Source organism: Streptomyces sp. NBC_01210 (assembly GCF_036010325.1).
Taxonomy (GTDB): domain Bacteria; phylum Actinomycetota; class Actinomycetes; order Streptomycetales; family Streptomycetaceae; genus Streptomyces.
The window spans coordinates 8,152,807-8,166,190 of the sequence record NZ_CP108549.1 but is presented as its reverse complement, the minus strand read 5'-3'; the positions used below and the strand labels follow the sequence as shown (position 1 = coordinate 8,166,190).

Here is a 13,384-nt window from a genome sequence, read left to right as displayed (position 1 = left end):
ATCACGGTGGACGCCGGCCAGGTCTTTTCGACAGCCGGCCATCGCATGACGTCAGAGCTTCTTATATTCACCCAAAAAGTGAGGAATATACTCAAATGGAGACTGGGTGATCACAAAGTTTATGTGAGGGAAGTGATGCAGATGGGGGTCGTGGGAGACCGCACCGGCCCCGTACGCCCCCGCGAGCGGTTTCTGCATGGCGAGTCGGTCGAGGGGGGCGTGAGAAGTCCGATTCTGAGCTCGTGGCAGCGCTGTCGGCTGCTGGGACTCTCACCGGACCAGTCCGAGCTCCCCTACCGGCAGGATTTCGATCCGGACAGCCAGCTCGTCCGCGCGGCCGGGCCTGTGCTGGACCGGCTGCGATCCATGTTCGCGGGCAGCAAGATGAACATCTGTCTCGCCGATGGACACGGCACGGTGCTTGAACGCCGTTTCGGGGAAGCGTCCTTGGTCCGGCATCTCTCCGCGATCCAGAGCGTCCCGGGCTTCGTGTTCGCCGAGCAGTTCGCCGGGACCAACGGCGTCGGTCTCGCACTCGCGGAAAGGGAGCTGTGCCAGGTCTACGGTGCAGAGCACTTCGCCGAGCGCTCCCAGTCAAACGCCTGTTCTGCAATCCCCATTCGCGACCAGCTCAGCGGGCGCATCGAGGGCGTCCTCTGCCTCGGCTATCCCTTCACCGATGCGGACCCGGCGCTGGTCACCGTGATACGCGACGCCGCCGAAGCCATCGAACGGCGGCTGATGGAGCAGAGTTCGGCGCGAGAGCGTGGCTTGCTGCGGGCGTATCTCGACGCCAGGCGCCTCGCGTGGACCAGCGAGGCCGCCAGGGACGGGCACCTGATCGACATGGATGAACTGGTTCAGATCGGGCTGGACCAGCGCGATCAGATGATACTCAAGGAGAAGGCCAGCGAGCTGATCTCCTCGTCCCAGCGGGCTGCCGTCGACGTGTCCCTGTCCCGCGACCGGCGGGTCACGCTCTTGAGCCGTCCGGTGACGAGCCCCTCCGGGGTGGAGGGCGTCGTCATCGAAGCGGTCCTCCCCGGTGACTCGCCGCAACCCCGCACCGCCGTCCCGACTCGCGCCGGCCGGCCACTCGGCCTTGTCGCGCAATATGCCCCCACTTCCGCCGACCCGTCGTCCGGGCACCTCCCCGGCGCCGCAGCCGGCTCGGCCGCCACGACGGTCCGCGCGCCCGTCCCACCCCGCACCGACGACTCCGCCAACGGCTTGGCCAGGGGGCTGGTGCTGGTGGGCGAGCCGGAAGTAGGGAAGTACGCGGTTGCGGCCCGACGCCGCCTGGAGCTGCTGGCCGAGGCCAGCACCCGCATCGGCACCACCTTGGACGTGAGCCGCACCGCCTGGGAACTCGCCGAGACGGCGGTCCCGCGCCTGGCCGACTTCGTCACCATCGACGTGCCCGAGGCCGTACTGCGCGGCGAGGAGGCCTCCGACGCCAGTACCGAACTGCACCGTACGGTGGTCCACGGCATCCACGAGGACTGCCCCTTCTACCCGGTCGGCGAGCGGGTGGACCTTCGCCCGGCGACGCCCCATCTACGATGCCTGGCCAGCGGACAGGCAGTGCTGGAACCCGATCTGAAGTCCGCCGCCGGCTGGATCGCCCAAGAACCCGAGCACGCCGAGCGGATCCTCGCCCACAACGTCCACTCCCTCATCTCCGTCCCCCTCCTCGCGCGCGGCGTCCTCCTGGGCATCGCCAGCTTCTACCGCTCGCAGGATCCCGCCCCCTTCGGGGACGACGACCGCTCGCTGGCCCAGGAACTCGCTGCCCGCGCCGCCCTCTGCATCGACAACGCCCGCCGCTACACCCGCGAACACACCCTAGCTCTGGCACTTCAGCGCAGCCTGCTCCCGCGCGGCCATCCCGAGCAGGACGCCGTCGAGGTCGCGCACCGCTACCTGCCCGCCGAATCCGGAGTGGGTGGCGACTGGTTCGACGTCATCCCCCTCTCCGGCACCCGCGTCGCCCTCCTCGTCGGCGATGTCGTCGGCCATGGACTGCACGCCGCCGCCACCATGGGCCGGCTGCGCACCGCAGCACGCAACTTCGCCGAACTGGAACTCGCCCCCGATGAACTCCTCACCCACCTGGACAATCTCGTAGTGCGCCTGGACCGGGAGGAGGGCGGCGAGAACCCTGCGCTGGGCAGCACCGGCATCGTCGGCGCCACCTGCCTGTACGCCATCTACGACCCCACCTCGGGGCAGTGCACCATGGCTCGCGCCGGCCACCCTCCGCCCGCGCTGGTCCACCCCGACGGCACCGTGACATTCCCGGACATGCCCGCCGGCCCCCCTCTCGGCCTGGGCGGTCTCCCCTTCGAAACGGCCGAAATCCACCTCTCCGAGCACAGCCAGCTGGTCCTCTACACCGACGGACTCATCGAAGACCGCCATCGCGACATCGACGTGGCCCTCGATCAGCTGCGCCGCGCGTTGGCCCACCCGGACCGAACACCCGAGGACACCTGCCAAGCGGTCCTCGACGCCATGGCACCCGACCACCCTGGCGACGACATTGCCCTGCTCGTCGCCCGCACCCACGCCCTGCCCCCGGACCGGATGGCCACCTGGGACCTGCCCGCCGACCCGGCCCTCGTCTCCGACGTCCGTGCCGCCGCCGTCCGCCGGCTGAGCCAGTGGGGGCTGGAGGAGTCCGCTTTCGCCACAGAGTTGCTGCTCAGCGAGCTCGTTACGAACGCCGTCCGCTACGGCACCGGGCCCATCCAGGTACGCCTCATTCACGGCCGCACCCTGATCTGCGAGGTCTACGACACCAGTAACACCGCCCCACGCCTGCGCCAGGCGGCCACCACCGACGAGGGTGGCCGTGGCCTGTTCCTCGTTGCGCAGCTCGCCGAGACCTGGGGCACCCGCTACACCACCGACGGCAAGGTCATCTGGGCTGAGTGCGCCCTGGATGCGGCGTGAGCTCCACTCGGCACAGCCGGGAGGCGTAAGGGGAGACCGCCTCCCGGGCAACTCGCCCATTGGAGTCAAAGGGATCAACGATATGCCGGAAATGCGGTAACAGATCCCAGTACCATCCCCCATGCAGTCGGGAAGAACCCGGAGGCCGACCCTCGGAGAAGTCCGTGAATGACGCTCCCGACACCTCGATGAGCCCACCCTCGCGCTTCGGTGGAGAACCTCTCGTCCGCATTCGCGGTCTCAGCAAGCGATTCGGCGGCACCCTCGCGCTCGCCGCGGTCGACCTCGACATCCACGGCGGCAGCGTCCTCGCCCTGCTCGGTCCCAACGGCGCCGGGAAGTCCACCCTCATCAAGGTGCTCGCCGGGGTGCACCGCGCCGACGAGGGCGAAGTGACGGTGGCCGGGCATCCACTCGGCTCCGCCGCCGCCACCCGGAAGATGTCGTTCATCCACCAGGATCTCGGCCTCGTCGAGTGGATGACGGTCGCCGAGAACATCGCACTGGGCACCGGCTATCCGCGCCGTCGCGGACTGGTCTCCTGGCGGCAGACCCGAGAGCGCTGCGCCGAGGCACTGCGGATCGTCGCCGGACACCTGGACGCCGACTCCCGGATTGCCGACCTCGCCCCCGCCGAGCGCTCGCTGGTCGCCATCGCCCGCGCCCTGGCGACGCGGGCGGAGCTCTTCATCCTCGACGAGCCGACCGCCACCCTCCCCGCCGCGGACTGCGCCCGGCTCTTCGACGTACTGCACGCCCTGCGCGACCGAGGGCACGGCATCCTCTACGTCAGCCACCGGCTCGACGAGGTCTACAAGGTCGCCGACACCTTTGCCGTCCTGCGCGACGGCCGGCTCGTCAGCCAAGGTCCGCTCGCCGTCCACAGCCCCGCCCGTCTGGTGCGCGACATCGTGGGCCGCGAACTGGCCGGCCACCGGACCGCCACCGCCCCCGCCACAGCCCCGCCCGTCCTGAGCCTCGACAGCGTACGGACCCAATACACCGGACCGGTCAGCCTGGAACTGCGTGCCGGCGAAATCCTCGGCACAGTGGGCCTGACCGGCGCCGGTCACATGGACCTGGGCCGCGCCCTCGCCGGCACCCGGCCGATCCTCGGCGGGCGGGCGCTGCTCGACGGCCGCCCGTACCACCCGCGTACGGTCGCCGCCGCTCTCGACTCCGGCATCGGCTTCGTGGCCGGCAACCGTCAGGAGGAGGGCTGCGCCGCCGAACTGACCGTACGGGAGAACTTCCTGGCCAACCCCCGGGCAGCCGGTGTGCCGCCGTGGCACTGGATCAGTCCCCGGCGCGAGCGCGCCGAGGCCACCGCCCTGATCGATCGGTTCTCGGTGCACCCCCGCGACTGCGAGGTCCCGATCGCCACCCTTTCGGGCGGCAACCAGCAGAAGATCATGGTCGGCCGATGGCTCCGGGGGAGCCTGCGCCTGCTGATCCTCGAAGAGCCGACCGCCAGCGTGGACGTCGGCGCCAAGGCCGCGATCTACCGTCTGCTCGACGACGCGCTGGCCGCCGGCCTGGCGGTACTGCTCATCTCCACCGATTTCGAGGAGGTCGCAACCGTGTGCCACCGCGCCCTGGTGTTCGCCCGTGGGTCCGTGACAGCCGAGCTGACCGGCGAAGCCCTGACTGTCAGCGAACTCACCCGCACCGCCTCGGCCATGCCCGCCATCACCGGAACCGCGACGAGCCGGTGACCCCCTCCCCCTCGCCTCGATCCCTGCTCGGCTTTCTGCGCGGACATCTCATCGGCACCTACGGCCTTCTGGCCCTCACCGCCCTGCTCTTCCTGATCTTCTCCATCACCCTGCCGGACACCTTTCCCACGCGGGACAACATCTCGTCGATCCTCTCCAACCAATCGATCCCCGCCATCCTCGCGCTCGGCGCGACGATCCCCATCGTCACCGGCAAGTTCGACCTGTCCATCGGCTACGGTCTCGGCCTGGCGCACGTCATGGTGATGCAACTGATCGTCAACGAAGGCTGGCCCTGGCCGCTCGCCTGCCTCGCAGTGATCCTCGGAGGGCTGGTGGTCGGCGCTCTGAACGGTGTCATCGTCGAGTTCGCGCAGATCGACTCCTTCATCGCCACTCTCGGCACCGGCAGCATCATGTACGCCTTCACCGGCTGGATCACCGACGGAGCCCGGATCGTCCCCGGACCGCAGGGCCTGCCGCGCGCCTTCACCGACATCTACGACTCCAGGTTCCTCGGCCTGCCGGTACCCGCCTTCTATGTCCTCGCCGTCGTCGTCGCCCTCTGGCTGGTGCTGGAGCGGCTGCCGCTCGGGCGGTACCTGTATGTCATCGGCTCCAACCCCCGTGCCGCCGGCATCCTCGGCATCCCCACCCGCAAGTACTCCGTCTACGCCTTCGCCGGATCGGGCCTGGTCGTCGGCTTCGCCGGTGTCCTCCTCGCCGCCCAGCAGCAGACCGGCAACCCGAGTGTCGGCCTGGACTACCTGCTGCCCGCCTTCGTCGGCGCCCTGCTCGGCTCCACCGCGATCAAACCCGGCCGCGCCAACGCCTTGGGCACCCTCGTGGCCGTCGCCGTCCTCGCCATCGGCCTCGCCGGCATCGGCCAGCTCGGCGCCCAGTTCTGGGTCACCCCGCTGTTCAACGGCGGCACCCTGCTCATCGCCGTCGGCCTGGCCGGCTACTCCGCCCGCCGCCGACTGCGCACCGACCCCACCGCGACCCGCCAGTCACTCGCAACGCCGTCGGCTGCACCGACGAAGGACGGCAACCCCTAGAACACTTCGTAGCGCGCACCTGCGTCAGGAGCACCGTGTACTCGCACCGAAAGACCGCCCTCACCGCCGCAGCCCTGCTGGCACTGACTACCACCGTCGTTGTCGGTTGCGGGCGCGGCCCGTCGACCGGCACCGGGCCGTCGAAGGCCGGTTGCCCCGCCGTCCTCGCGAAGGCCAAGGGGGCCGTGCAGCAGGCCGAGAACACCAACGTCTCCTGGAACGGCCCCACCAGCGGCCCCACGGCGGTTTCCGGCAGGACCATCGTCTACGTCGCGCAGACCATGACCAACCCTGGCGTCGCAGGCGTCGCGCAGGGCGTCAAGGAAGCCGGGAAGGTCACCGGATGGAACGTCCGGGTGATCGACGGAGAGGGCACCCCCGCCGGCATCCAGGCAGCACTCAGCCAGGCCGTCACCCTCAAGCCCTCGGGCATCGTCATCGGCGGCTTCGACCCCAATCTGACTTCGCAGCAGGTGGCGCGGGCACAAGCGGCGCATATCCCGCTCATCGGCTGGCACGCGGTCCGTTCCCCCGGGCCGAGCAAGAACCCCAGCCTCTACACCAACATCACCACCAAAGTGGAGGACGTGGCGAAGATCAGTGCGGACTGGGTCATCGCTCGGTCCAACGGCAATGCCGGAGTCGTCGTCTTCACCGACGACTCGATCCCGTTCGCCAAGAACAAGTCCGAACTGATCAAGCAGGAGCTCGCCACCTGCTCCGGCCTGAAGCTGCTGGCGTACGAGAACATCCCGATTCCGGACGCGAGCCACCGCACCCCCCAGGAGGTCTCCTCCCTCCTCTCCCGCTTCCAGAACAGCTGGACGTACTCCGTCGCCATCAACGACCTCTACTTCGCCGACGCCGCCCCGGCCCTCCGCGCTGCCGCAAAACCAGGCTCCGGCCCTCCCTTCAACATCGGGGCGGGCGACGGCGATCCCTCCGCCTTCCAGCGCATCAACAGCAAGCAGTTCCAGGCCGCCACCGTCCCCGAGCCGCTGTCCCAGCAAGGCTGGCAAATCATCGATGAGTTCAACCGCTCGTTCGCCGGCCAGGCCGCCAGCGGCTACGTCGCCCCCGTCCACATCGCCACGGCCGACAACAGCAACGGGGCCACTTCCTGGAATCCGTCGGGCTACCGCGAGGCCTACCGGAAGATCTGGCGCGCGTAACGACCTCGTGCACGGTCGGCATCGGCGCCGGAACAGCGTCACGCGAGCGTCAGAACCGTCAGCAGCGACGGGTCTGGTACGGCACGGGGGCGGGTACCGGTTCGTGCGGTGTCGGGCACCGCCTCAAGGCGACGAGGAAGGTCAGCACGATTCCGCCTGCCACGACGAAGAGCGTGGTACTGATCCCGTCGGCGGTGGCGATTCGAAGCTGTTCACCGGAGAGGCCATCGAGGCCGGCAGTCGCCACCAGGACGAGGATGGCGAGGCCGACAGCTGCGCCCGCGCCTGAGCCGGTGGAGGCAATGCCGGAGGCGATGCCTTGTTGTCGGTCGGAGATTCCAGTGGCGGCGGCGATGAACATGGCCGTGAAGACCACCCCGTCGCCGACGCTGAGCACCACGAGGCCGGGGACGAGTTCGATGTATGTGCCGTTCGGCGAAACCGCGAGGCCGAGTGCGACCGCACCGAGCGCACCGACGGCGAGGGCTGCGGCCAACGTGCGCCTGAGACCGAACCGCGTCACGAGCTGGCCTGCGGTTGTCGAACCGGCCACCACCACTGCCGTGGGGATGAGGAAGCCGGCGCCGGTCTGCAAAGCGTCGTAGCCCAGAATCTCCTGGAAGTAAATGGACAGGAAGTAGAGCACGGAGCCGAAGGTCGCCATGAACATGAACGCGATGACGACGCCGGTGATCAAGTTGGGGTTGGAGAGCAGCCGGGGTGGCATGAGCGGGTCGTCGCTGCGCCGCTCGATGATGAAGAAAGCTCCGATCAGCAGGAGGCCCGCCACTGCGCTGACCAGGATGCCCGGCGAAAGCCAGCCCAATCCGGGGCCTTGCACGAGGGCGAACACGATGAGTGTGACACCGAGAGTGATGCTGAGGGCACCGGGTAGGTCGAAGTTACGGCCTTTTTCGCGTTCACCGTCCCGGGGGATCACAACGAAGGCGAGCAGCAGCGCAGGGCCGGCCAGCACGACGTTGACGAGGAAGACCGCTTCCCAACCGAACGCCTGCGTCAGAAGACCGCCGAGCAGCACACCGATGACGAGTCCTGCCGCGCCTGCCCCTCCCCAGATTCCCAATGCGCGGTTGCGGGCGCGGCCTTCAGCGAAGGTGGTGTTGATGAGGGCCAGGGTGGTGGGGAAGACGAGGGCTCCGCCGAGACCTTGGAATGCGCGGGCGGCGAGGAGCATTCCTGGGCCGGTCGCGAGTCCTCCCGCGAGCGATGCCCCGGCATAGAGTGCGAGGCCGGTGGCCAGGATGCGGCGTCGTCCGAGCAGGTCGGCGGCGCGCCCGCCGAACAGTAGGAAGCCGGCCGAGGCTACCGCATAGGCGCTGATGACCGCCTGGAGCGTCCGCGCCGAATAGCCAAGGTCGCGTGCGATGTCGGGGAGTGCCACGACCACGATGTACTGGTCGAGCGAAACGATCAGCATGGCGAAGGACAGGAGCGCCAGCATCGCTGTCTCATGGTTCCAACCGAGGCTGCCGGGCGCCGATGATGTCGCTGTGGGTCGCACGGCAGCACTCCTGATGATCGGTCAAGTCAGCGCTTACGGCCTGCCGGGAAAGTCCGTCTGATTCGGGGCGGGCGGGCCTCACCGAGAAGGACGGTGGCCAAGACCCTATACAGCTCGCCCTCACCAACACCGTCAACGACCCACGCCCGCTCACGTGGCATGTCCGCGGGTAGCGGATCAGGGTGCACTGGAAGTGCTCAACCATCCATTCCGCGCCCCTCGTTGGCGATCGCCCGACGCCGCTCCAACCGGCTCCGCCGACGACGCGGGCGGATACCACCGGACTCTCGATTCCCTCAGCGTGCGGATCAGTGGGCAATGGCTTCGGCTCTCAGCGACGGTTGAGCGCGCCGACGCTGCTCTCGTCCGTGACCAGCGTGGGCATGACCGTGACACCTGGAGCAGGCTCTACGGATTCAGTGGAGTCGGCGCGGTCGACCGCCGCCAACCGGCTGATCTCCGCGGCGGGTCGAGGAGCCGCCCTCCGGGTCGCTGGGACGATACGCCCATGACACCCAGGACAGGCTCTCCCCAGAGTTCGGCATCGGCGCGACTCGTCCTGCTGACACTCGCGGCCGGGCAGTTCCTGATGGCGCTCGACAGCTCTGTCATGAACGTCTCGATCGCGACGGTGGCCGACGACGTGGGCACGACCGTGACCGGGATCCAGGGCGCGATCACGGCATACACGCTCGTGATGGCGATGTTCATGATCCCTGGCGGCAAGGTCGGCGCGCTCATCGGCCGCAAGCGCGCGTTCGTGATCGGCTGCGTCATCTACGGCTGTGGATCCCTGACGACAGCGCTCGCCCCGAACCTGCCCGTGCTCCTGCTCGGCTGGTCGTTCCTCGAGGGGATCGGGGCGGCGCTCATCCTGCCTGCGATCGTGGCGCTCGTCGCCGGCAACTTCGGCGCTGAACGCCGGCCCGCCGCCTACGGACTCGTCGCGGCCGCAGGGGCCGTAGCCATCGCGGTCGGACCGCTGATCGGGGGTATCGCGACGACGTACTTCTCCTGGCGCTGGGTGTTCGCCGGTGAGGTCGTGATCGTGCTCGGCATCCTGGTACTGGCCCGCCGCATCGCCGACGCGCCGAGCGACGGACGCCCGCGCATCGATCTCGTCGGCGCCGTGCTCTCCGCCCTTGGGCTCGGGATCTTCGTCTACGGCGTACTCCGCTCGGACGAATGGGGCTGGTTCCAGCCGAAGCCCGACGCACCCTCCTGGCTCGGGATCTCACTGGTCATCTGGCTGATGCTGGTGGGTGTGCTCCTGATCTGGCTCTTCCTCCGCTGGGAGGCCCGTCTCGTGGAGCAGCGCAAGGAACCACTCGTGGACCCGGCGCTGCTGCAGAACAAGCAGCTCACCGGCGGGCTGACGATGTTCTTCTTCCAATACCTCGTGCAGATGGGCGTGTTCTTCGTCGTACCGCTCTACCTGTCGGTCGCGCTCGGCCTGTCCGCGCTCAAGACCGGCGCATACCTCCTGCCGCTCTCACTGACACTGCTGGCCGCCGCGATCCTGATCCCACGTTTCTTCCCGGACGTCTCGCCACGGCGGGTGGTGCGGCTCGGGATCCTCTCACTACTCGCGGGCGCGGTGGTCCTGATGGCCGCGCTCGACGCAGACGCGGGGGCGGAAATCGTCACCATCCCCCTTCTGTTGATCGGGCTCGGTATGGGCGCGCTGGCGTCCCAGCTCGGGTCGGTCACCGTGTCCGCAGTGCCGGACGAGCAGAGCGCGGAGGTCGGCGGCATCCAGAACGCCGTCACCAACCTCGGCGCCTCGATCGGTACGGCACTCGCCGGGTCGATCCTGATCGCCGCGCTGACGGCTTCGTTTCTGACCACCATCGACCAGAATCCGGCGGTGCCGGCCGAGGTCAAGAGTCAGGCAACCGTCCAACTCCAGAGCGGTGTGCCCTTTCTGTCGGACGCCCAGCTCAAGACCGCCCTCGACGATGCGGGCACGAGCACGGAGGTGACCCAGGCCGCGCTCGACGCGAACGCCGCAGCGAGGCTCGACGGCCTGCGCGCCGCACTCGCCATCCTCGCCCTCGCCGCCCTCATCGCCCTGTTCTTCACCCATCGGATCCCGACGACCCAGCCCCGCTCGACAAAGCCATAGCGGCGGACGGCCCTGTTCCGCCAAACAGCGCAGCCTGCCGGTCTCCTGAACCGAGGCATTCAGCAGTAACTCCGCAGCCGCCCCCAGAAGCGGCTCGGCATCCTCGGCACACACCCGGTGATTGTCAGCAGCCGGAGGACATCGCCCGTGGCACAACATCTCGCGTCGCACGAAAGCCGTGCGAGAAGGTTCTCACCCGTCTGCGCGGTCTGATGTGCCGACAGCTGCCGGTACCAGCAGTCTAGGATTCATCACCATATACTGGGACATTGCCTTCCTCTGCCTGACACCGGCATGCCCATATCAGGACCGGAGGAGAGGGAATGTCACACGGCGTCGGCAGGACACGCTGGAAGCGCTTCGCCATCATCCTGGTCCCGGGCATCGCGGCCGCCGCGACTCTTGGTGTCGCCATGGCGCAAGGAGCGCTGGCCGCGTCGTTCTTCATCTCCGGCCAGCGCTTCCAGGTCGGCGCCGACTCACTGACCGTACGAGGTCTGAGCATCTACGGCATGGTGGACGTGCCCCGTAAAGGCACCCCTGTTCCGGTCGTGGTCACCGGGCTGAGGCATGCGAAGATCGACGGTCTGTGCCAGTCCGTTGTGGTCCCGGTCCCGGTTCTCGGCACGTACACGCTGAGGCTCACTGGTGACCGGGGCGTGGCCGAGGCGAAGGACATGTTCATCGATGGGACCTCCTTGGCAGCGAGTCAGGCGTCCCTCGATGATCTCGACATCGGTGTCGCGGCCGGCTCGCTCACCAAGGGCAAGGTCAACCCCGATGACAGGGACTCGCGGTTCTTCGATCCCAACGGCTTCGCACAGCAAGCGGCGTCGGCCACTCTCACCGACGTACGTGTCATCGCAGTCGCCGTCTCGGCCGCCACTCTCAATGTCCCTGGTCTCAATCTGCGTCTCGTGAAGGGGCGCGAAGAGTGCTTCTGACCGTGTGACCCGGGCTCGCCTGCCCTGCCTCCTGCCCGCTTCCACAGGGAAGACGCACGTGATCCACAACCCTTTCGGCAGACGCCCAGGACTGCGCGTCGCGATCGCCGACGCCCGACGGAGATTCAGGGCATGGCGTGGTGAACGCCCCTTCTGGGCCGGGCTGTTCACCCTCGCGGCCGGAGTTCCCGTCATCTACTTCCCCTACGTGAGCCTCAGTCTGGGCGGCATCCCTCTCGCGCTGTCCACCACCGCCGGCGCAGGCTCGCTGATCATCGGGATCCTGCTCGTCATCCTCGGCATCACCCTCTGGTTCCACCAGCAAGTGCGTGTGTTCGCCGGGATCGCGGCCATGCTGCTCGCCCTCGCCTCCCTCCCCATGGTCAACTTCGGGGGGATGTTTCTCGGTCTGCTCTGCGGCCTCGTCGGCGGCTCCCTCGCCTGTGCCTGGGCCCCGCCGGACACCGCGGATCCTCGGCCCGCTCACCGCGCCTCCGCGGCCGTCCCGGTGAGCGAGGACCAGGGTGAGAGGTGACGACCTGAGCGGCGTACTCGACCGCTTGCGGTGGTCACTCGCCAGGACGCTGGCCCTGACGGCTCTGCCGGTGGCACTCTTCGGTGCGCCGACAGCTTCGACCGCGCTCCTCTCCTCCAGCGGTGTCCCCACATTCGACGCTGTCGGGACCGATGCCCCGCGCGACCGGCCTTCTGCCGCGCTCGGCAACGGCCCCTTGGTTCTTCGGGCAGACAAACTCATCCTCCACGGGAGCGTTTTCCACGGCGTGGTAACCGTGCAGACCCCGGCCGGACCCGAACGGGTTCTGAAGTTCACCGCACGGTTGATGCACATCACCGACCTCGACCTGACGATCGGCGGCGGGGTACGCCTGCGGGCCAGACCCGCGACGACATCCACGATCAGGGGCAAGGACGTGGTGACGCTCTACACCGAGAGGCTGTCCGGCTCGCTCACCAGCCTGGGCGGCGCCCCACTCCCCGCGGTCCGCAGCGTCACGATCACCCCCGACGCCCTCCCGCAGTGGCTTTCTCACCCGGGGGCGCCCATGCGGACCGTCGCGTTCGAGGACGTGACCGTTTCGCAGGCCGGCCAGTTCGGCGGCGATCTGACCATCTCCGGGCCGGACCTCCGTGCCGCGGACCGGTGAACACCGCACACCGGTGCGTGCAGCTGCGAGTTCCCGTGCTGGACATCAAGCGCCCGCATCGCTCCAGAGACCTGCTACAAAAGCATCGCCCCAGGACAACGCACCCCACCCCGTCGGCTTCAGCGGCGTCGCGGGCAGTTCCGGACTGGCAGCGGCACCCGCCGAGCAGGGGGCCGCGGTCAGCCTTTGGCCCAGGCTTCCTCTTCCTCCCGTGCGGCGTCATAGGCGCGTCGGGCGGCGGCGACCTGTGGCAGGTGCGCCTCGGACCAGCCCACGAGAGTGTCGAAAACCGGTACCAGGGTGCGGCCCAGGTCGCTGATCTCGTACTCCACCCGGGGCGGGATCTCCGCGTGGTAGGTGCGCACGATCATGCCGTCACGCTCCAGCTGACGCACGCGCTGGGTGAGGACCTTGGGGGTGATGCTCGGCACGAGCCGCTGCAGTTCATTGAAACGCAGCCGCCCATGGTGCTCGAGCACCCACAGGATCGGGGTGGTCCAGCGACTGAACACCAGGTCAACTACCGGATTGATCGGGCATGCCTGGTCCACCGGCTCGGCCATGGCCGTCTCCTTACCACCCCGGGCCCGCGAATCTGCGGGCACTATCTCTGAGGTAACCACTATACCGAGGAAAGTAGCCTGGTGGTGTTGCAGAAAGACAGCAGCCCGGCACTCCCGCCGAACCGGACCAAGCCCCGCTTTCTGGGGCACGGTCTCCTACGCGA

General features: G+C 68.4%; 10 protein-coding genes. 8 read left to right on the top strand and 2 right to left on the bottom strand.

Features of this window, described 5'->3' with window-relative positions; translation table 11 throughout:
- Positions 1 to 141 precede the first annotated feature (141 nt).
- The 4 genes from OG735_RS36825 to OG735_RS36810 all read left to right on the top strand — a co-directional run bounded on the left by OG735_RS36825 (position 142) and on the right by OG735_RS36810 (position 6,900).
- Positions 142 to 2,955 carry a SpoIIE family protein phosphatase gene (locus OG735_RS36825; protein ID WP_327327480.1) on the top strand — a complete coding sequence of 938 codons (2,814 nt, stop codon included), beginning with the start codon at positions 142 to 144 and terminating at the stop codon, positions 2,953 to 2,955.
- 164 nt (positions 2,956 to 3,119) lie between these two features.
- The gene (locus tag OG735_RS36820) at positions 3,120 to 4,670 is read left to right on the top strand and encodes a sugar ABC transporter ATP-binding protein (RefSeq protein WP_327327479.1); all 1,551 of its coding nucleotides are present in this window, start codon (positions 3,120 to 3,122) and stop codon (positions 4,668 to 4,670) included.
- Positions 4,667 to 5,728: an ABC transporter permease gene (locus OG735_RS36815; RefSeq protein WP_327327478.1), complete on the top strand. Its 1,062-nt coding sequence runs from the start codon at positions 4,667 to 4,669 to the stop codon at positions 5,726 to 5,728. The genes OG735_RS36820 and OG735_RS36815 overlap by 4 nt, the downstream gene beginning before the upstream one ends.
- A 35-nt stretch (positions 5,729 to 5,763) precedes the next feature.
- Positions 5,764 to 6,900, top strand: coding sequence for a substrate-binding domain-containing protein (locus tag OG735_RS36810; RefSeq protein ID WP_327327477.1), 1,137 nt, complete (start codon positions 5,764 to 5,766; stop codon positions 6,898 to 6,900).
- Positions 6,901 to 6,958: 58 nt separating this feature from the next.
- Here OG735_RS36810 and OG735_RS36805 read toward each other — a convergent pair whose 3' ends face one another.
- On the bottom strand, positions 6,959 to 8,422 hold the full coding sequence (locus OG735_RS36805; protein WP_327327476.1) for an MFS transporter: 1,464 nt from the start codon (positions 8,420 to 8,422) through the stop codon (positions 6,959 to 6,961).
- A gap of 508 nt (positions 8,423 to 8,930) precedes the next feature.
- Between OG735_RS36805 and OG735_RS36800 the strand changes: the two genes are divergently transcribed.
- The 4 genes from OG735_RS36800 to OG735_RS36785 all read left to right on the top strand — a co-directional run bounded on the left by OG735_RS36800 (position 8,931) and on the right by OG735_RS36785 (position 12,657).
- Complete coding sequence (locus OG735_RS36800) at positions 8,931 to 10,547, top strand: MFS transporter (RefSeq protein ID WP_327327475.1); 1,617 nt, start codon at positions 8,931 to 8,933, stop codon at positions 10,545 to 10,547.
- Between the two features lie 323 nt (positions 10,548 to 10,870).
- On the top strand, positions 10,871 to 11,491 hold the full coding sequence (locus OG735_RS36795; protein ID WP_327327474.1) for a DUF6230 family protein: 621 nt from the start codon (positions 10,871 to 10,873) through the stop codon (positions 11,489 to 11,491).
- A 58-nt stretch (positions 11,492 to 11,549) separates the two neighbouring features.
- Positions 11,550 to 12,026, top strand: a complete 477-nt coding sequence (locus tag OG735_RS36790; protein WP_327327473.1) for a DUF6114 domain-containing protein — start codon at positions 11,550 to 11,552, stop codon at positions 12,024 to 12,026.
- Complete coding sequence (locus OG735_RS36785) at positions 12,016 to 12,657, top strand: hypothetical protein (protein ID WP_327327472.1); 642 nt, start codon at positions 12,016 to 12,018, stop codon at positions 12,655 to 12,657. Before OG735_RS36790 ends, OG735_RS36785 begins: the two co-directional genes overlap by 11 nt.
- A 179-nt stretch (positions 12,658 to 12,836) precedes the next feature.
- Here the strand turns inward: OG735_RS36785 and OG735_RS36780 are convergent, their stop codons facing one another.
- On the bottom strand, positions 12,837 to 13,220 hold the full coding sequence (locus tag OG735_RS36780; protein WP_327327471.1) for a winged helix-turn-helix transcriptional regulator: 384 nt from the start codon (positions 13,218 to 13,220) through the stop codon (positions 12,837 to 12,839).
- Between the last annotated feature and the right edge of the window lie 164 nt (positions 13,221 to 13,384).